Origin of the sequence: Acinetobacter sp. NBRC 110496 (genome assembly GCF_000876115.1) — a bacterium.
Classification (GTDB): domain Bacteria; phylum Pseudomonadota; class Gammaproteobacteria; order Pseudomonadales; family Moraxellaceae; genus Acinetobacter.
On sequence record NZ_BBTF01000001.1, the window covers coordinates 192248 to 211627 of the forward strand.

A 19380-nucleotide genomic window follows, 5' to 3' on the forward strand; every position below is an offset into this window, starting at 1 on the left:
ACAGAATGTTCGATATAATTTTCATCAATTAAAATTGCAATAACACCTTATGTCAAATTCTAAACCAGACTCACATAGCACTGCATATATCCCAACGTCACCTGCTGAGCGCTATGCTCAAGCAATTGACTCAGGACAATTCATGCCAGATGAGGCTCAAGCACAAGCCGTGCAAGAGTTGGATCGAGTATGGAAAGAGTTACTCACTCGCTATAAAGCATCGAAGAAAGCGTTTCGACGTTTCCGCCGTCAAACCTATCCAAAAGGCGTATATATGTGGGGTGGTGTAGGTCGAGGCAAAACATGGTTGATGGATCAGTTTTATGAATCTGTACCATTCCGCCGTAAGATGCGGATGCACTTCCATCACTTTATGCAACATGTTCATAAAGAGTTGAATAAACTTTCGGGTCAACGTAATCCGCTAGATTTGGTTGCAGATCAGATTTATAAAGATGCTGTTGTAATTTGCTTTGACGAATTTTTCGTATCAAATGTAACTGATGCCATGATTTTGAGTGATCTGTTCCAAAAGCTCTTTGAGCGTGGCATCACTTTGATTGCAACATCAAATATTGCACCAGATGGTTTATATAAAAACGGAATTCATCGTGATCGTTTCCTGCCGACGATTGAGTTGGTCAAGAAGAACTGTACGGTTTTAAATGTTGATGCAGGTGTAGATTATCGTTTACGGGTATTGAAACAGGCGCAATTATTTAAATATCCATTAACGGATGATGCGCAAGTGTGGTTATCTGGTCGTTTTAAAGCACTGACCCAAACCCAAGCACAATCTAGCTCACCGATTATGATCAATAATCGCGTGGTAGAAACCTTAGGTCACACTGAAGATGTATTGTGGTGTGAGTTTTCAGAGCTATGCTTTAAGCCACGTAGTCCCGCAGACTTTATTGAAATCGCCAACATCTATAATACCGTTTTGGTGAGCAATGTTCCGCATTTGACCGATTTCCTGTCCGAAGGAACTCGCCGCTTTATTTATTTGGTCGATGAATTCTATGACCGTGGTGTAAAACTGATTCTTACTTCAGAAGACTCTATTATTGATCTTTATGAAGGTGAGAAATTGGCATTTGAAATTGAACGTACACGTTCACGTTTATTGGAAATGCAGTCTGATGATTATTTGCATTCGGAGCACCGACAAATTCAGATCGCACAAACTTCATAAATGAAAAGGCACTCTTCGGAGTGCTTTTTTTATAAACTTATAGGGATAAGGCTTTATTCTTGGTCGAATTTTGTTATAACTAGATGAGTTTGAAAAAGGGAGTATATTGCATAACTAGAAAACAAGCACACATCATTTGATGTTTTGGTAAGTATAAAAAAATATGTTTGTCAATACTTCTAATGGGGAAAATGCTTACTATTTAGGAATGTGATATTACTATTCAGGCTAGTATAAATCAGTATACTAGAATTCTTGTTATAAAAAGTTAGCACCATCAGGAAAGACAATGACTGTACGTATTCAAAAAGGCAAGCTAGCGATTGCTAAAGAACTTTACGATTTCATCGAAAATGAAGCTTTACCAGGTACTGGTTTAGAGAGTGAAACTTACTGGAAAAACTTCGAGCAAGTCGTTGTCGACCTTAGCCCAAAAAACAAAGCATTATTGGCTAAGCGTGATGAACTTCAAGCAAAGATTGACGAATGGCATCGCAACAATAAATTTGAATTAAATGCTTACAAGGCATTCTTAACTGAAATTGGTTACTTAGAGCCAGAAGTTGCTGACTTTCAGGTAACGACTGAAAACGTTGACGAAGAAATTGCATTATTGGCTGGCCCACAACTTGTTGTACCTGTGCGTAATGCACGTTACAGCTTGAACGCTGCAAATGCACGTTGGGGTTCTTTGTATGACGCACTGTATGGTACAGATGTTATTTCTGAAGAGGGCGGCGCAGAGAAAGGCAAAGGTTATAACCCAGTGCGTGGGGATAAAGTCATTGCTTTTGCAAAGGACTTCTTAAACCAAACTTTCCCATTGGCACAAGGTTCGCATGCAGATGCAACTCAATATGCAGTGGTGAATAATGGTTTAGCTGTGACGCTCAAAGATGGTTCAACCACGACTTTAGCACACGAATCACAGTTTGTCGGTTTCAATGGTGAAGCTGCTAACCCTACTGAAATCGTTTTATTAAATAACGGCTTGCATGTGATTATCGAAATTGATGCAAATAGCCCAATTGGTAAAACAGATGCTGCTGGCGTTAAAGATTTAACCCTTGAAGCTGCGGTAACTACGATTCAGGATTTGGAAGATTCGGTTGCAGCGGTTGATGCTGAAGAAAAAGTGGAAGGCTACCGTAACTGGTTAGGTCTCATGAAAGGTGACTTACAAGAGTCAATCGAGAAAAATGGTAAAACCATTACGCGTACCTTAAACAAAGACCGTACTGTACAGAATCTGATTGGTGGTACAACAACATTGCATGGCCGTTCATTAATGTTGCTTCGTAACGTAGGCCACTTAATGACAAACCCTGCGATCTTGGTTGAGGGCGAAGAAGTGTTCGAAGGCATCATGGATGCTTTAGTTACACCTTTGCTTACAGTTGCTGATATTCGCGGTCAAAACGAGAACAAAAACTCGCGTAAAGGTTCAATGTATATCGTTAAGCCAAAAATGCATGGTCCAGAAGAAGTGGCATTTGCGGTTGAATTGTTTGAGCGTGCTGAACAAGCCATCGGTTTGCCTGCTAAATCACTCAAAATCGGGATCATGGATGAAGAACGTCGTACTTCTGTGAACTTGAAAAACTGTATCTTTGCTGCAAAAGACCGTACCATTTTCATTAATACGGGCTTTATGGACCGTACAGGCGATGAAATCCATACGTCTATGGAAGCTGCGCCAGTTGTGCGTAAAGAGGCGGTTAAAACCCAAAAATGGATTGCTGCTTACGAAAACCGTAACGTTGCAATCGGTTTAGCATGTGGTTTACAAGGTAAAGCGCAAATTGGTAAAGGCATGTGGCCAAAACCAGATAGCATGAAAGATATGTTGGCGACCAAGACCGCACATCCAAATGCAGGTGCAACTTGTGCATGGGTTCCATCACCAACAGGTGCAGTACTGCATGCATTGCACTACCATCAAATCAATGTAAAAGCACGTCAAGATGTATTGGCTGCTGAAGACATGTTGACTTTAGATGACTTGTTAACGCCGCCATTTGCACCAGAAACCAACTGGACAGCAGAAGAGTTAAACAATGAACTTGAAAATAACTGTCAAGGAATCTTGGGTTATGTCGTTCGTTGGGTTGACTTGGGTGTTGGTTGTTCTAAAGTGCCAGACATTAATAACGTTGGCTTAATGGAAGACCGTGCAACTTTACGTATTTCTTCGCAACACGTTGCAAACTGGTTACGTCACGGTATCGTAACACGTGCGCAAGTTGAAGAAGTACTTAAGCGTATGGCGGTGATCGTTGATCAACAAAATGCCAATGATCCGCTGTATACACCAATGGCACCAAACTTTGATGGTATTGCATTCCAAGCAGCATCTGACTTGATCTTCAAGGGTGCAGAACAACCATCGGGTTATACTGAGCCATTGTTACATGCTGCACGTTTAAAGTTAAAAGGTTATAAAGGTGATTAAGCTCATCTAATAAAAAAAGCCTCTTCGGAGGCTTTTTTTATTTCCGTGGTTTAAAGGAAGCTTTGATTGATAAATAGATCTAAAACAGGATTAAGCATTATCTTGATCAAATTTTTGCTATAATTGCTACAGTTTGATCATTTAGTCGAATCATAGCGATGTCACAAATTTTAAAATTAGATGCTTTAAAACAAGCGCAAGTTTCTACCTCACCATATCCTTACTTTGTTGTTGAAAACTCAATTGTGGACAGTGAAGTAAAAGCTGTTATTCAAGATTTTCCAAAAATCCAGCAAGGTGGTAGCTATAATATCGAAGATGTTGAGATTAAACCTAATTTTGATCGCTTCTTAAAATCGTTAGATACTAAAGAATTTCGTCAAATCTTGACTGAAAAATTTGATGTTGATGTGATGGAACATCCGATGATGATCACATTACGTGGTTATTCACGTCAAAAGGATGGTCGTATCCATTCCGACTCGAAAACCAAGTTGTTGACCATTTTGATTTATTTAAATGAATCTTGGGATGCGCCGACAGGTCGTTTACGTATCTTGAATGATGAAAAGAATATGGATGACTATGTTGCAGAGATTGATGCTGGACCAGGAACCCTTGTTGCATTTAAGGTGACAGATAATGGTTGGCATGGATATGTACCTTTTGAAGGGCAACGTCAATCGATCCAGATTAACTTCTTAACCAGTGATAAAGCCAATGCGAAACATCGTTTTATCCACGGCTTAAGTGCGAAGATGAAAAAATTATTTGGTTAATTTGATCTAAGAATAAAAAGGAGGGGTGATGCCTCCTTTTTTTAACTTTATTTTTTAGAGATACGTACTGATCTGCTTATGTGTGCTAACTATAAACCTTTGACGGTTGAACAAGCCAAACAGCTAAAATTGCCTTTGATTCCGTTTGAATATGTGGATGAGGTTTACCCAAGCTATAAAACACCTTTGCTGTTTAAATCGGAGCAGGGGCTAGAGTGGCGCGAAGTATTATTTGGTTTAGTACCGAAGTGGTCAGAAGATACCAATATTTCTAAACATACTTATAATGCAAGACATGAAACTATCTTTCAGAAACCCAGTTTTCTTGAAGCAGCATCTAAATGCAAGTTTGGCGTGATTCCTGTTTCAGAGTTCTATGAAAGTAAGTATATCGATAATAAACCACAACGCTGGGGTGTACGCCGTAAAGATGGGCAGGCGTTTTATATTGCAGCACTTTATGAGATTCGTAAATTGAATGAACACACTATTCGTTCAGCGACCATGCTGACTATGGATGCGATAGACCACCCGATGATGAAAGATTTCCATGAACCGGGTAATGTGAAGCGATCCGTGGTGGTTATTCCACATCAACGCTTGGGTGAGTGGTTAAGCCTGAAGCAACCCCATCAACTCTATGGGTTTATGAATGGTTTTCCCGTAGAGGAATTTGAATGTTCGCATGTACCGAAAGCAAGGCTCGAAAAAATAACCCCACAACTCAATATGTTTGACTTGTAATTTTGACAATAAAGACAAAGGCTTCAATGTTGAAGCCTTTTTTATCTCTGCTTATTAACGCGCAAGATTCTTAAACATATGACGCAGAATTTCCATCGTCTTTTCAATTTGCAAAGGCGTAAGACCATCAAAAGATTGCTCTAAGATGATGGCGGTAAGATCATTGATTTTTGTGATCATCTCTTGGCCTTTTTCTGTGAGAAAAACACGTGTTATACGGCCATCTTCTTTACATGAATAGGTATCGATATAGCCTTCATCTTTAAGGCGATAAACGATTTTGGTGGTAGTAGACATTTTTGAAATAACCATGTCTGAAAGCTCTGACACACTTGCATGTGGTTTGACATGTAAGGCGATTAAAATACGACGACGAGAATTGTCTAGACCATATTTTTTAAGTACGTTGTCAATGTTTTGGACGTATTGAGCATTTACTTGAGAAATCCAGTAAAAAGGGAAGTCTTCTAGGTTAAATGAATCGGCTGTAGGTAAAAAACGCGCATATTTTTTTGGCATCACTTATTTCCTGCTTGCACAAGGAGCAATATTTTGCTGCTCCTAGATTCCATGAAATGTCTCTAACTTTCCTGTTAAAAAAATCAATTTCCAGATTTTTTTAGCATTCCATTTTTTAACACTTTTATCTAAAGATAATGCTGGAATTATCTTAATTCTAAATGAATAAGTCATCATAAAATTCACATAAATCAGCTATTAATGATGTACTATCCAGTCGTCATTCCTTTGCAGATTATGCTCAAGTTTTTAAATCTTGCTCATCTGTAGAATAATCATATTGTAGAAAAAAAATACGATTTTTGACGTGACATTTTTATAATAATTTCTGTCTAAAATGTCATAAATATAGAAAATCAATATATTTAAAAAATAAATAATGCTTAAAAAATAGAGAATACAAATGCTTGTATTAATCAATTGGTTAAAATATAACATATCAAAAAATTAAAAAAGTTGAATAAATACATTCTTTATCACATTTTTCTGATGAAATTTTATCATTGATTGCTTGAAATCCACTGGAATCAGCTCGTTTGAGCTAACAGTGATGGAACGTGATGATTGTAGTTAATGAATACGAGTGAAAAACAAAATGCTAAGCTGATGGGATATTTAAGATAAAAAAGGCGCATCTGAACAGGATTACAGGTTGAGATGCGTAAAGTATCAACAATCAGAGAGAATACGTATGTTTAAATACGCAATTCACTTTCTATGAGTGGCCATAATTTTTGATGGGATTTTTTAAACATTAGCATGTGCCCAATATGCTTATAACCATGCTGTTGTGGATTCAATTCAATCAATTTGGTTGGGGCATTTGGATATAAACGTAAAAGATCTTGCACATTTTCCTGTGTAGCAATTTCGTCATCGCTTGCCCAGAAAGAGGTGATTGGGCATTGAATTTGTTGGTGATAGTCTTCAAAAATGGTCTTACCAATCGCATTCATCACATAACCAGGTTTGCTGCAAAACTCGGCCCACTGTCTGGCAACATTCTTGGGCAGATTTTCTCCCATCCCAATAAATTGAGTTGCGCCATAGCCTTTGAAAAAGCTGGAAATTGGAAAAATAATATTAAACATCACGGGTGCAAGAATTTTAGTCTTTCCTTTTAAACCTTTGACATGCCCTGTTGAACCTGCAATTGCCAAGACTTTAGCAACTTTATTGTAGTTGGGGGTAATACCGAGCAACTGTCCACCTGCACTGTGGCCAATCATGATGACTTTTTCAGCTTGGCTACGATTTAATAAGGTTTCGATGGCAGCTGGAATATCATAGATCCCCCAATCGCTAATGCTGGCATTGGAATTCTTAAGGGCACCGTGCAACGATTCGCCAATCCCCCTAAAATCAAAGCTTAAAACATCATAGCCTTGCTGGCTAAGCCAGTCGGCAAAAGCGTGATAGAAATTTTTGGTAATCCCTGTTGCTGGACAAATCAAGATAGGGTATGGCTTGCTATTGCCTTGTGCAGGATAAAACTGGGCAGCAAGTTGATAGTTATCTTGACAATTGATCCAAAAAGACTCAGAGCGATTCATTAAAACATACTCGTGTATTCGCATCGTTCTACTTTACACAAGTTCCAAAAAGAAACTCGTTTAAAAAATGACTTAAAAGTCAAATTTTATGTAATATAAACGCACAAAAGGAATAGATTGTTTTCGGGGAAATATATGTTGGTTTTAAATAGTGCGACACAACTTGCAATTATATTTAGTGGGATTTTTTTGTTGATGGGGATGTCAACTGGGGTTTGGAAGTATTATCAAATCAGACATACGGAACTTGCTCGGGCACATTATTATGTTGATATTGCACATCGGAGTAGTTTGCTTTATGCCTCTGCCAGTTTGATTCTCGCTGCATTAAGCTTCTTTACGGTGCTATCAGATTCACTGGTTTTGTTTTGCGTTGTTGCGAATTTATTCTTTTTTACAATGTCGATTTTAATTTACATTTTGCACGGCTTATTAAAGGATACAACCAATCAATTTAAACAGCCGCATCAGGTTGGGCGTTGGACTTTACCTGCATGGTGTATGACGTTGATGATGCTCAGTTTAATTGTTGTCGAGCTGGGCGCTACGACAATTTTGTTATTGGGTACAATTGGCCGATTCTGGAATTAAAAAATGGATGATTACTCATCCATTTTTCCTAAAGTATTTTTCTGTCGAGCTACACTTAGCTGTCGAAACTTTCGATCAACAATCGCCCACATACAAAAGGCCAGCGATACAACCAATGCATATGCAAAATATTCAGGTTTTAAATTACCTTTAATTGTGCCTTGAAATAACAACGTAACCATTAAGGCAAGTGTTGTTGTTGCATATACGATTGAATCATTAGCCTTCAGAGTGTTAATGAAGACTTGCTTGTTGAAATGTATTGATAACATCTCCATCCCTCCTTGTTGTGACGACAAAACCATGTGTTTTTGTCTGAATTCTTTTTTAAGTTGTACTGCTATTTTCTGAGCATTTCAATAGGGACAAGGGGTATTTTGAAAATAAATTTTTGAATGTATTGATTTATATAGATTTAAAGTATTTTTTATAGTGATTTATACTATTTTTTAGTTAAATAATGGCTATTATTTTTACATTTTGAAAAACGATTGAATAAGTTTATTGAATAGGAATGGTTGGTTTCCAATGCCTGATTTGACTGGGACGGAGTGATTTTGTTGTTTGAAAAGAAAGATTTGTCGTAAACAAAAAATGAACATTGGATAAAAGAACATTTTTCGTATAGCTAAAATCATGTTTGGGTAAAACATCATTTTAACGACAAATCATTTTATTTCTTAGACGACGATACCCGATCAATCAAAATTGCAATCACAAGAACAATAATTGATGGAAGTAACCATGCAAGATTTTGTTCATTCAAAGGTAAATGCTGAATAAAAGTCGGTAATTGTTGAGTAAAGCCGGCTGCTTTAATCGCTTCAATAATACCGAATAGAAAGGCAATAGCCGTCACTGAACCAACAACAATGGATGGATTATTCCAGCGTTTCCAGAAAAAGCTCAGCATAATGACAACAATTGCAGGCGGATAAATGGCACTTAAAACCGGAACCGAAAACGCAATCAACTTGGTTAAACCTAAATTGGAAATCAATAATGAAAAACCAGTCAGGATGAAAACCAGCAATTTATAAGATAAACCTGTTAACTCATTGAAATATTCAGCACATGCACAGGTTAAGCCAATTGCAGTGACCATACATGCAAGGAAGATTAGGCAAGTTAGGAAATATGAACCGTAATCACCAAAAGCATGCTGAACATAGGCATGTAGAATGATTGCACCATTGGCTGCGTTTGGAGCGACTTCATGACTGCCTAGGCCAAGTTTGAACAAACTAATATAGACTAGAGTTAGTCCTACACCAGCGATCAAACTCGCGATAATTGCATATTTGGTAATGAGTTTAGTATCTGTGACTCCACGAGATTGAATCGCTTGAATAATCACAATACCGAATACCAAAGCACCTAAAGTGTCCATGGTTAAATAACCACTCACAAAACCTTCAGATACTGGGCTGCTCACATAATTATTTACAGCAGGTGAAATCATGCCTGTTGGAATGGCAAATGCAGCGATACCTAAAATTGCAAGTGCAATAATTTTTAGTGGTGCCAGTACATGACCAACAGTATCGAGTAGTTTGTTTGGATACAGTGAAACTGCGGTCACAAAAGCAAAATAAACAATACTATAGATAAAGAGACTACTGCCAGATGTACCAAAATAAGGTGCGAAACCTATTTCATAAGAAACGGTTGCGGTACGTGGGGTTGCAAATAGTGGCCCTACAGATAAATAGCAAACAATAGTCAGGAGTAAGCTAAAAAAGCGTCCTAAAGGAGAGCTAATGATTTCGATCGAACCTTTCATGCGAGATAAGGCCATAATCGTAATCACAGGCAAACCAACTGCAGTGATTAAGAAACCGAAAGCAGCAAGCCAAACATGTTCGCCAGCCTGCTGAGCAACGATTGGAGGAAAGATAATATTGCCTGCGCCAATGAATAACGCAAAGGTCATAAAACCTAAAGCAATGATATCTCCTGTACGAAGTTGATTCATAACAAGGGAGGCATAAAATAAAAGTGCGAATTTTAAAACAAAAATACATTCTTTTGAAACTAATTTTATGTGAAAACTGTTTGTTTTTTGACTAAAAAGAAATTATGAAAATCATATAATTAGCATTGGTAAAGCTAATGTATTGAAAAGTTTTTAAAACTTGGTAAATGTGCAGCATCTGTATTTTTTTCTTTGGTTCAGATCGAAATTCAAGATGAAATAAAAATGATCATTTAGTCTTAAAATGATTGAAGATTTGAAGGCGAAGGCGTACAAATATTGAAATACTTGATGCAGACCACATATATATTTTTCTGCGTGTGATTTTAATCTAATCCGTAAATAAGGGATATCTCGAATGAGAGCTTCTACTGTGACCATTAAGACTGAACATGATCTGGAAAAGTTAAGAATTTCGGGTCGTTTAGCGGCACAAGTGTTGGAAATGATTGGCGCTTATATCAAGCCGGGCATTTCAACTGAATATTTAGATGATATCTGCAATGATTTTATTGTGAATACCTTGCAGGTTATTCCTGCCAATGTGGGATACCACGGTTTTACCAAAACCACATGTATTTCGGTCAATGAAGAAGTTTGCCATGCGATTCCTTCTGCGAAAAAGATCTTGCAAGAAGGGGATATTCTAAATATCGATGTTGCGGTTATTAAAGATGGTTATTTTGGTGATACCAGCCGCATGTATTTTGTGGGTGAACCGAGCCCAGAGGCGAAGAAACTGGTTGAAACGACGTATGATGCAATGTTAGCTGGAATACATGCAGTAAAACCAGGCGCGACATTGGGGGATATAGGCTATGCAATTCAATCAGTTGCACAAGCCCAAGGTTATAGCATTGTTCGTGAATACTGTGGGCATGGAATTGGCCGTATTTATCATGAGCAACCTAATATTTTACACTATGGGCAAAAAGGCCAAGGTATGGTCTTGAAAAAAGGCATGGTGTTTACGATTGAACCAATGGTAAATGCAGGAAAAAGATATGTAAAAGAGTTGAAGGATGGCTGGACTGTGGTGACACTAGATAAGTCATGGTCAGCCCAATGGGAGCATATGGTTGCAGTCACCGATGATGGTTTTGAATTATTGACCCCGTGGCCAAATGGTACAGGATCTTATGCCGCAGTTTAAGCTTGTTTCATGATTTAAAACGCGATTTTTTAATCGCGCTTTTTTTTAGTTGAACATTGTGTGAGTTCTTCAACAAGATAGTCAATAAAAACACGTACCGCTGGTAACAAACCACGTCGTGATGGATAAACAGCATGGAAAATACCGTGAGGCGCAGTCCATTCTGGTAAAACGGTTACAAGTTGTCCTGACTTGACAAAATCTTGGGCAATACTGTCGGGTAATAAGGCAACACCACAATTCTGGGTCGCTAGTTCTGCCAGCATTAATAGATTTGAACCCATAATGACTGGATTTACTTTGATCTTTTTCTGTTGATGCTCTGGTCCTGTAAGCAGGAATTGTTGATCGAGATGATCTTCAGCCATACTGATAATGCGGTGTTCCGCTAATTGTTCTGGTGTACTAATATTACCAAATTCATTTAGATAGGCCTGACTTGCAAACAATCGCTGTTCAATCGCTTCGAATTGGCGTAGCACCAGATTTGGATCATCATCCAGCTTGGAGCGGACACGTAGAGCCAAATCAATCCCTTCATTGATCACATCGACCCGGCGATTGCTGATCATCATTTGTATACGAACTTCAGGATACTTTTTCATGAAGGCGGGTAGGATTTTAGCCATTTGATTCTGTGCAATATCTACAGGCACACTCACTTTGATTACGCCACGTGGCTGGCTACTGAGATGGTTCACCACATCATGTGCTGCTTGCGCTGCATTCATCATGACTTGTGCATGGCGATAGACATCCATACCAATGTCAGTCACAGCAAAATGACGTGAACTGCGTTGAATTAGACGCACACCGAGTTGTTCTTCAAGATTATAAACTCTGCGGCTGAGTTTAGATTTAGGGATGTCCGTCGCACGTTCTGCGGCACTGAAGCCACCGTGTTCTACAACAAGCGCAAAGCAATAAAAGTCATCTAAATCCGTTAGCATTACGCTATAAGCTCCAGCTTTTTGTGATCAAGTTAAATGAGTATCAATGAGATTATTAAACATTTTGGGCCAATAGGATATCTCGAACTTGTTTATATTCGTTTAAACGCTCAAAGTCTTTGCGCGTCGGCTCTGGAATTCGAGACAAGTCCATATTGTCTGTGATATCAGCTAATTTCACAACACGTGCAATCGGGTTTTGTACTGTTCTTTGTACAGCCTGTAGTCGAGATTCACCTTGCTTCTTAGTCAAGGCAACAATAGCTTCAACAATATGCGTTTGAAATCCTAAAGCATATAAATCTCCAGTGCTTGTATCGGTATCTTCCAAGACATCATGCAAAACAGCGACAATTTTGTGCTCAAGGTCGGGAACATTCAGCATCACCCTTAAGGGATGTAGAATATAAGGCGCATTGGCTTTATCGACTTGCCCCGCATGTTGTTGTGCTGCGAATGCAATGGCTTGTTCTAGGGTTGCCATCAGCTAAATCCTCCGATAGAAGATAGATTAGTGCATGATATTCTTTTAAACTGATTGAAATTTTTTACGTTTTATCATTATGTCATATCAACTCATCACTATTGCCGATGCGACCCAAAACATTGTATGTCCTTATTGCCAACATGCCGTTTTAGACTGGAATCAGGAGCAATATATTCAACCGTGTGAGCATACTTTGTTTATGGCGATGGACTTGGGCTTTGAGTTTATTGCAGATCGCTTCGAAGAAGTTTTACCACAATCTGTCGATGAAATTCATGAAGATCCAAACATGAATATTTTTGCCAGTGTGACACAGGTGAATTATCCAGATTTACAGATTTATAAAGCAGATTTGGGCGTAGAAGGGATGTTTCGCTATGTCGGTTTTAGTCAGCACTAAAATGAATCCAATAAAAAAGCCAATCATTTGATTGGCTTTTTACTTTACAGCTTATGCTTCAGGAGCAGGACTGTACTGTTCAACTAATGGCTTTAACTCGCCATTTTGGAACATTTCAAGCATGATGTCGCTACCACCAATTAACTCGCCATTAATCCATAATTGTGGGAAAGTAGGCCAGTTGGCAATTTGTGGTAAAGTCGCACGAATATCTTGATTTTCCAAAATATTTACATAGGCAAATGGACGACCAATTTGGCTAAGTGCTTCTACTGCACGAGCAGAAAAACCACATTGCGGGAATTGTGGAGTGCCTTTCATGTAAAGTAAAACAGGGTGTTTCGCAATTTGATCACGAATTAACGCTACTGTATCACGCGCTTGTTCCGTCATAGATAGATCCTCTACTAATCTCCCAGCATTATACCTAAAAAAAAGCGTGGCGGAGGATTGCAAAAGATTTTTCTTATATAAATGTGACTTTACACTTTCAATCTATGCAAGTTTTTGCTTATATAACTTTTTTCCACACGACTACTGATAGATTGAGTTTGTTATGACTAATATCACTCTGGCTCCTGTACAACCTGATCAACCATCACACCTTATGGCAACTTATGGTCGCCAAGCGATCAGCTTTGTACGAGGGCGAGGGGCATATTTATATACGGCCGATGGAACGGAATATTTAGATGCACTTACTGGAATTGCGGTATGCGGCTTAGGACATGCACATCCGGTAATCGCGGATGCGATTGCTGAGCAGGCTGCGACATTGGTGCATACCAGCAATCTCTTTGAGATTCCTTGGCAAACGGCAGCAGCGCAAAAATTGGCTGAAGTTTCAGGTATGGAAGAAATTTTCTTCTCAAATAGTGGTGCAGAATCAAATGAAGGTGCAATTAAAATTGCACGTAAGTTTGGGGCACAACAAGGCATTGCCAATCCTAAAATTTTAGTTGCTGAGCAGTCATTTCATGGCCGTACTTTGGCAACTTTGTCTGCAACAGGCAATAAAAAAGTTCAGGAAGGTTTTGCCCCTTTGGTTGAAGGCTTTATTCGTGTGCCATTTGGTGATGTCGAAGCAATTCAAGAAGCTGCCATCAATCATCCTGAGATTGTTGCGATCCTGATTGAACCCATTCAAGGTGAAGGGGGCGTCAATACAGCGCCACAAGGTTTTAGTTATCTGGAAGAAGTGCGTGCTCTATGTAACCAGCATAACTGGTTGATGATGCTGGATGAGATCCAGACTGGTAATGGGCGTACCGGTAAATACTTTGCATATCAACATACCAGTATTATTCCTGATGTAATGACGACAGCCAAAGGCTTAGGCAATGGTTTTCCAATTGGTGCGGTGATGACTCAAGGTAAAGCTGTTGGTTTGCTTGGTGCGGGTAGTCATGGTTCGACCTATGGCGGAACTGTTTTAGGTTCACGTGTGGTATATACCGTACTGGATACGCTTGAGAAAGAGAATGTAGTTGAAAATGCAGCAACCGTTGGGGCTTATATTGTTGATCAATTAAGAGCTCAATTGGCTGATTACAATGTGCAAGTACGTGGTTTTGGGATGATGATCGGGATTCAATTGCCAAAAGACTGTGCGGACCTGGTTGCGATTGCACGTGATGAGTATCAATTGATCGTCAATGTCACCGCAGGTTCAGTGGTTCGTTTATTACCACCATTGAATATGACTCAAGTACAAGCAGATGAATTGCTAAAACGCCTTGTGCCTGCCATTCAAAATTTTCTCAAAGCTTAACTAAATAACTGCTAATAAAAAAGGGCAATCTATTTGCCCTTTTTTTATATTCAGATAAATGTTTAACCAGAGATATATTGCTGAAGTTGTTCAATCAGAATACGTTGGTCATCCATCGCAGCTTTAACCAAATCACCAATGGAGATAAAACCGACAAGTTTCTCTTGATCGAGTACAGGTAAATGACGCAAATGGCGATCAGTCATGAGATTAAGGCATTCTTCTACCGTGTGGTTTAAACTCACCGAGATTACTTTTGACGTCATAATGTCAGCCACAGGCGTGTTGTTTGAAGAGCGCTCCATCAAGGCAATTTTACGTGTATAGTCACGTTCAGAGAAAATGCCGACGACTTTTTCGTCTTCAGCAACGACTAAAGCACCAACTCCTTTGTCTGCCATAATCTTAATTGCTTCAAGTACAGTCGCATTCGGTGAAATGGTGAAAATTGATTGTACTGCTTTATTCTTGATGACTTGAGCAACGATTGTCATTGTTTATCCACCTGTGTTGTATTGTCATTTTCATTTAACTTAACGGTATTTTTTTTAATTGCAAAGCCCTAATTTCTTTCCAATGATAACTTTTTCTCATGGATGTCTAAAAAGTCATCATTGAGATGACATAAATAACTAAACCGTCACCGCAGTTTGCTGTGGCATAAAGAAGAAATGCTGCATTTGCTGGGTTGAAAGTTTAAATTTTCGATGTGAAGAGTTAAATAAGGCTGGCTCGACCTGTAAACGTGTTAAGGTCGGAAGTAATGATTCATGAAAATCTTTAGGCGTGATTTTGCGTGGTGTGTAATGCTTCCAATGTGCTTTGGCATAGCGATGAGCTTGTACGCCGTTGAGCCAAAATGGAAATACGTGACCGTCTTGATCAGATTTAATCGCCCATCCTTGATGGTATAAACCCCAAAGCACGCCGCAATACATCATTGTTTTTAGAATTGAAATTTTAATCATCAACTCACGTGAGACAGGTTGGAAATGGTTAAAACGGTACATTTTATTGAACTAATATTCTTAAACTTATGGTTTATTATAAGAAATATAGATGGCAGTTATGTTTAAACAATTGATCTAAATCGTAAGCAAATATTGTGAGTCCATGCTCAGGGCGATTGAATAAAAATTTGATGCAGCCCAAGACGAACTAAGCACGCAGTATTTATTGGGATAATACTTGTATGAATTTTTAAGTATTCAAAACGTCAGCTGAGCAAGGCAAAGCGACTGAGCTTTGATGCAGTGCAAGTCAAGCAATAGGGAGAATAGTGTTAATAGGAGGGATGTAGGTATTAAAAAACGCCACCTGAGCAAGACAAAGCGACCAAGCTTTGACGAAGCGCAAGTTAGACAATAGGGAAGAATGAGGTTAATAGGGTTTATACAGGTATTAAAAAACGCCACCTAAGTGACGTTTGATTATGCTTGCAAGGTTGCCATCTTCTGCCAATACTGTGCCTTCAAGGAATCTCTTTCAACTCGGAAGCCTTGGTAATACAATTCTGCTAAAAATAACGCCGCTTTACCGTGGCCTGCTTTAGCAACTTCCTCTAGCTCTTTTACTGCATCTTGGAAGTTTTTTTGCGATTGAATGGTGTTAACCGCGTTGGCATAAACATGTTCTAGTTCATGATGTGTAAATTGTTGAATCATATAATAACTCCTTATTTTAATTATGATTACCGCACATTCTATTCAAAGATACTCTACTTTGAATTTAAGCTACTTTAACTTTGAATTATTAAAGTAATATGACAAATTGCTGGAAATGTCAAATATATTAAGCATCTTTGCGTAAATAAAAGCTTACACGATTAAACATTAACCACAAATAATTTTAAGTAAAATCAAAGTGAGAATAATAGAAAAGGAGAATAACATGTCAAATGTCATTGATGGCGTAACTGTGGATGTTCCACCATTGGAGAGCCAAATTATTGCTTTAGCGCATCATCACCGTAAATTACTTGATGAAGCGATTTTTCATCAAGAAATTCACTTGGGTGATTATTGCTTGGCTCAGCGTAAACGTGTCTATGATTTTGCCAGCCATTTAAGTCCAGAACAAAAAGATAGGTTCTATATGATTTATGATGGAGAACTGAAAAATATTGCGGATGATGATGATTTGCATCCTGCCGATGCTGAAAGTGGTGTGGGTATGTTTGCTATTTTTATTACTCTGGTCATCATTGCTTTTATTCTGTATTTTTCCTTTGTACGCTCATTAATTAGTTAATTGCAGTAAAGTTATGTGCGTTCAATAAGTTGTGGAATTGTGACTTATTGAACGTTGTACTTGTTCTAAGTGAATCAGAGACATACACTACCTCTAATTCGAGGTAAGTTATGTTGTCTATACTTTCTAAGCATAAACTGATGCAATCCAGATTAGGATTCAAATTAGACCAATTCTATAATGTTTTGGTTAGTCTTATTATTTTGTCTATTTTTATACTCGCGTATAACGCCTTACTGCGCCCAATCAATACATTGCAATATCAAAAAATTCTTCAGTATGCACATCAAGCAAGTCATCCAAGAACGCAGCATTTGGCTCAAGAGGTACTTAGCCATGCTTCCATCCGCCGCCTTGACTACTTAAAGCTTTTAAATGCATATCAATTTGAATCGAAACGGATTAAGCAATACCCAGCAATGGCAAAAGAAGATGAATGAGTTTTAAACGACTCATTTCTATCAATAAATGAATGGGTTGTCCTGATCGGGAAAACCAAATCAATTTATGCTAGACTGACCATCTTTTTAAAAGCCGCTTTAATCTCAAGGAATCGACATGCAACAGCAATCGAATATGCAAAATAAATTCTTGATCAATGAGGACATCGGTGATGATGATGTCACATTGCCGAGTTTACCTGCAGTCGATGTTCCCATTATTGAGCCTGAAGTACAAAAGGTTGTAGAAACACCAATACCAGCTACTTTGACCGCTGCTGTTGAGGAAGAAGTCAAATCAACAGGCTTTTTTGGTCGTATGAAAGATGGTCTGACTAAAACCCGTCGTAGTTTTACGGATGGCATGGTCAACATTTTGATCGGTGGTAAAGAGATTGACGATGAACTGTTAGAAGAAGTTGAAGAGCAGTTACTGGTCGCAGATATTGGGGTTGATGCAACCAAAACAATTATTGCGAATTTGACTGAACGAACAGCGCGTGGTGATTTGATTTATTCACATGCCTTGTATAAAGCACTGCAAGAAGAGTTGGTGGCCTTGCTTGCGCCACGCGTTAAGCCATTGCATATTGATCCGAATAAATCGCCTTATGTAATTTTAATGGTTGGTGTAAATGGTGTAGGTAAAACCACAACCATTGGTAAACTGGCGAAGCGTTTACAAGGTGAAGGTAAGAAAGTGATGTTGGCTGCGGGTGATACATTCCGTGCAGCAGCTACTGAGCAGTTACAAATTTGGGGTGAGCGTAATGATATCCCAGTTGTTGCTCAAGGCCATGGCGCCGATAGTGCTTCAGTTATTTTTGATGCATTTGAAAGTGCACGTGCTAAAGGGATTGATGTCTTGATTGCCGATACAGCAGGGCGTTTACAGAATAAAGCGAATTTGATGGAAGAGCTGAAAAAAGTAAAACGTGTAATGCAAAAGATTGATGCGACTGCACCACACGAAATTATGTTGATTGTTGATGCGGGTACAGGGCAGAACGCAATTAACCAAGTACAACTTTTTGATGAAGCCGTAGGTTTAACGGGTATTACCATTACCAAGCTTGATGGTACAGCAAAAGGTGGTGTGCTATTTAATATTGCAAGCCGTACACATGTACCAATTCGTTATATTGGTGTGGGTGAGAAGATTGATGATTTGCGTCCTTTCTCGGCAAAATCATTTGTTGCAGCATTATTTGAAACTGATAAGTAATTAAATTATGATAAAAAAACTCCACCAGATGTGGAGTTTTTTTTATTTTGAATAAAGAATAAGACTGTTTCAAAAATAAAACGATCTGTCATATTTTTTAGGCTGTTCCTAAAAAATACATCGTTATACACTACATTCAATCCAAGATAACGCCCTAAGGGCACAAGGTAGAAATAACAACATGAGCAATTTTTTAAATAGCATCAAATCACGCCGTACTATTTATGCCATTGGTAAAAACCTTACGGTTGACCAAGAAAAGGTTGAAGAAACGATTCGTGAGGCTGTTAAACATAGCCCATCATCATTTAATTCACAAACTTCACGTGTTGTAACTTTGTATGGGAACTCACACGTTAAATTTTGGGAAATCGTACGTGAAACTTTACGTAAAATGATACCAGCAGAAGCGTTTGCGAATACAAGTGCAAAAATTGATAGTTTTGCAGCAGGTTTTGGTACCGCATTATTTTATGAAGATCAAGATGTTGTAAAAGGTCTGCAAGAGCAATTTGCATTGTATGCAGATAACTTCCCGGTTTGGTCTGAACACTCAAGTGCGATTGCTCAGTTCGCGACTTGGACGGCTTTATCTGAAATTGGTGTGGGTGCATCTTTACAGCACTACAACCCAATTATCGATGAAGAAGTTGCTGAAACTTTTGAGATTCCTGCAAACTGGAAATTACGTGCTCAGCTTGTATTTGGTTCTATCGAAGCAGCAGCAGGCGAAAAAACCTATATGGATGATACGGCTCGCTTTAAAACTTTTAACTAAGTTTAAACGAGTATCAAGAAAGGGCACTTTTAGTGCTCTTTTTTTATTGCAATAAAATGATTCCCCGAAGCTTTATAAGCTCCAGAATAAATAGTCTGCTTTCATGCTATAGAAGAAT

Annotated in this window: 22 protein-coding genes; 12 read left to right on the plus strand and 10 right to left on the minus strand. The window is 38.5% G+C overall.

Annotated elements, in window-relative coordinates; all coding sequences use genetic code 11:
• Positions 1-49 precede the first annotated feature (49 nt).
• The 4 genes from zapE (at position 50) to Aba26S_RS01060 (ending at position 5170) form a co-directional block, all read left to right on the plus strand.
• Positions 50-1195, plus strand: coding sequence for a cell division protein ZapE (zapE, locus tag Aba26S_RS01045; protein ID WP_043969788.1), 1146 nt, complete (start codon positions 50-52; stop codon positions 1193-1195).
• A 289-nt stretch (positions 1196-1484) separates the two neighbouring features.
• Positions 1485-3647, plus strand: a complete 2163-nt coding sequence (locus tag Aba26S_RS01050) for a malate synthase G (RefSeq protein WP_043969789.1) — start codon at positions 1485-1487, stop codon at positions 3645-3647.
• Between the two features lie 158 nt (positions 3648-3805).
• Positions 3806-4426, plus strand: coding sequence for a 2OG-Fe(II) oxygenase (locus Aba26S_RS01055; protein WP_005241851.1), 621 nt, complete (start codon positions 3806-3808; stop codon positions 4424-4426).
• A gap of 78 nt (positions 4427-4504) precedes the next feature.
• Positions 4505-5170 (plus strand): SOS response-associated peptidase family protein, encoded by a 666-nt coding sequence (locus Aba26S_RS01060; protein WP_043969790.1) that lies wholly within the window; start codon positions 4505-4507, stop codon positions 5168-5170.
• 54 nt (positions 5171-5224) lie between these two features.
• Here Aba26S_RS01060 and Aba26S_RS01065 read toward each other — a convergent pair whose 3' ends face one another.
• Both Aba26S_RS01065 and Aba26S_RS01070 read right to left on the minus strand, forming a co-directional pair.
• Complete coding sequence (locus Aba26S_RS01065) at positions 5225-5689, minus strand: MarR family winged helix-turn-helix transcriptional regulator (protein ID WP_005241849.1); 465 nt, start codon at positions 5687-5689, stop codon at positions 5225-5227.
• 695 nt (positions 5690-6384) lie between these two features.
• On the minus strand, positions 6385-7242 hold the full coding sequence (locus tag Aba26S_RS01070; RefSeq protein WP_005241848.1) for an alpha/beta fold hydrolase: 858 nt from the start codon (positions 7240-7242) through the stop codon (positions 6385-6387).
• Between the two features lie 135 nt (positions 7243-7377).
• Between Aba26S_RS01070 and Aba26S_RS01075 the strand changes: the two genes are divergently transcribed.
• Positions 7378-7833 (plus strand): hypothetical protein, encoded by a 456-nt coding sequence (locus Aba26S_RS01075; RefSeq protein ID WP_043969791.1) that lies wholly within the window; start codon positions 7378-7380, stop codon positions 7831-7833.
• 11 nt (positions 7834-7844) lie between these two features.
• Here Aba26S_RS01075 and Aba26S_RS01080 read toward each other — a convergent pair whose 3' ends face one another.
• Positions 7845-8105 (minus strand): hypothetical protein, encoded by a 261-nt coding sequence (locus Aba26S_RS01080; RefSeq protein WP_005241846.1) that lies wholly within the window; start codon positions 8103-8105, stop codon positions 7845-7847.
• Between the two features lie 401 nt (positions 8106-8506).
• Positions 8507-9808: a branched-chain amino acid transport system II carrier protein gene (gene brnQ / locus Aba26S_RS01085; RefSeq protein ID WP_005241844.1), complete on the minus strand. Its 1302-nt coding sequence runs from the start codon at positions 9806-9808 to the stop codon at positions 8507-8509.
• A 358-nt stretch (positions 9809-10166) separates the two neighbouring features.
• Between brnQ and map the strand changes: the two genes are divergently transcribed.
• Complete coding sequence (gene map / locus Aba26S_RS01090; protein WP_005241842.1) at positions 10167-10961, plus strand: type I methionyl aminopeptidase; 795 nt, start codon at positions 10167-10169, stop codon at positions 10959-10961.
• Between the two features lie 29 nt (positions 10962-10990).
• Here the strand turns inward: map and Aba26S_RS01095 are convergent, their stop codons facing one another.
• Together Aba26S_RS01095 and Aba26S_RS01100 are read right to left on the minus strand one after the other, a co-directional pair.
• Complete coding sequence (locus tag Aba26S_RS01095) at positions 10991-11911, minus strand: LysR family transcriptional regulator (RefSeq protein ID WP_005241840.1); 921 nt, start codon at positions 11909-11911, stop codon at positions 10991-10993.
• A 55-nt stretch (positions 11912-11966) separates the two neighbouring features.
• Entirely contained in the window at positions 11967-12395 is a 429-nt protein-coding gene (locus tag Aba26S_RS01100; protein ID WP_043969792.1) for an HD domain-containing protein, read from the minus strand.
• A gap of 79 nt (positions 12396-12474) precedes the next feature.
• Here Aba26S_RS01100 and Aba26S_RS01105 point away from each other — a divergent pair, with 79 nt between their 5' ends.
• Complete coding sequence (locus Aba26S_RS01105; RefSeq protein ID WP_043969793.1) at positions 12475-12798, plus strand: hypothetical protein; 324 nt, start codon at positions 12475-12477, stop codon at positions 12796-12798.
• A gap of 51 nt (positions 12799-12849) precedes the next feature.
• Here the strand turns inward: Aba26S_RS01105 and grxD are convergent, their stop codons facing one another.
• Positions 12850-13191: a Grx4 family monothiol glutaredoxin gene (gene grxD, locus Aba26S_RS01110; RefSeq protein ID WP_004639270.1), complete on the minus strand. Its 342-nt coding sequence runs from the start codon at positions 13189-13191 to the stop codon at positions 12850-12852.
• Between the two features lie 163 nt (positions 13192-13354).
• Between grxD and Aba26S_RS01115 the strand changes: the two genes are divergently transcribed.
• Positions 13355-14569, plus strand: a complete 1215-nt coding sequence (locus tag Aba26S_RS01115; protein ID WP_043969794.1) for an aspartate aminotransferase family protein — start codon at positions 13355-13357, stop codon at positions 14567-14569.
• A 62-nt stretch (positions 14570-14631) separates the two neighbouring features.
• Here the strand turns inward: Aba26S_RS01115 and Aba26S_RS01120 are convergent, their stop codons facing one another.
• From Aba26S_RS01120 to Aba26S_RS01130, 3 genes are all read right to left on the minus strand, one after another.
• Complete coding sequence (locus Aba26S_RS01120) at positions 14632-15063, minus strand: CBS domain-containing protein (protein ID WP_004772457.1); 432 nt, start codon at positions 15061-15063, stop codon at positions 14632-14634.
• Between the two features lie 138 nt (positions 15064-15201).
• Positions 15202-15579 carry a DUF2750 domain-containing protein gene (locus Aba26S_RS01125; protein ID WP_005241831.1) on the minus strand — a complete coding sequence of 126 codons (378 nt, stop codon included), beginning with the start codon at positions 15577-15579 and terminating at the stop codon, positions 15202-15204.
• A 420-nt stretch (positions 15580-15999) separates the two neighbouring features.
• Positions 16000-16233 (minus strand): hypothetical protein, encoded by a 234-nt coding sequence (locus tag Aba26S_RS01130; RefSeq protein ID WP_004653777.1) that lies wholly within the window; start codon positions 16231-16233, stop codon positions 16000-16002.
• Positions 16234-16459: 226 nt separating this feature from the next.
• Here Aba26S_RS01130 and Aba26S_RS01135 point away from each other — a divergent pair, with 226 nt between their 5' ends.
• The 4 genes from Aba26S_RS01135 to Aba26S_RS01150 all read left to right on the plus strand — a co-directional run bounded on the left by Aba26S_RS01135 (position 16460) and on the right by Aba26S_RS01150 (position 19262).
• A complete protein-coding gene (locus Aba26S_RS01135; protein ID WP_005241830.1) occupies positions 16460-16819 on the plus strand; it encodes a hypothetical protein in 360 nt (119 codons plus the stop codon).
• Between the two features lie 110 nt (positions 16820-16929).
• Positions 16930-17259: a hypothetical protein gene (locus Aba26S_RS01140; protein ID WP_005241828.1), complete on the plus strand. Its 330-nt coding sequence runs from the start codon at positions 16930-16932 to the stop codon at positions 17257-17259.
• Between the two features lie 118 nt (positions 17260-17377).
• Positions 17378-18484 carry a signal recognition particle-docking protein FtsY gene (ftsY, locus tag Aba26S_RS01145; RefSeq protein WP_043969795.1) on the plus strand — a complete coding sequence of 369 codons (1107 nt, stop codon included), beginning with the start codon at positions 17378-17380 and terminating at the stop codon, positions 18482-18484.
• Between the two features lie 181 nt (positions 18485-18665).
• Complete coding sequence (locus tag Aba26S_RS01150) at positions 18666-19262, plus strand: nitroreductase family protein (protein WP_005241824.1); 597 nt, start codon at positions 18666-18668, stop codon at positions 19260-19262.
• The last annotated feature ends 118 nt before the right edge of the window (positions 19263-19380 follow it).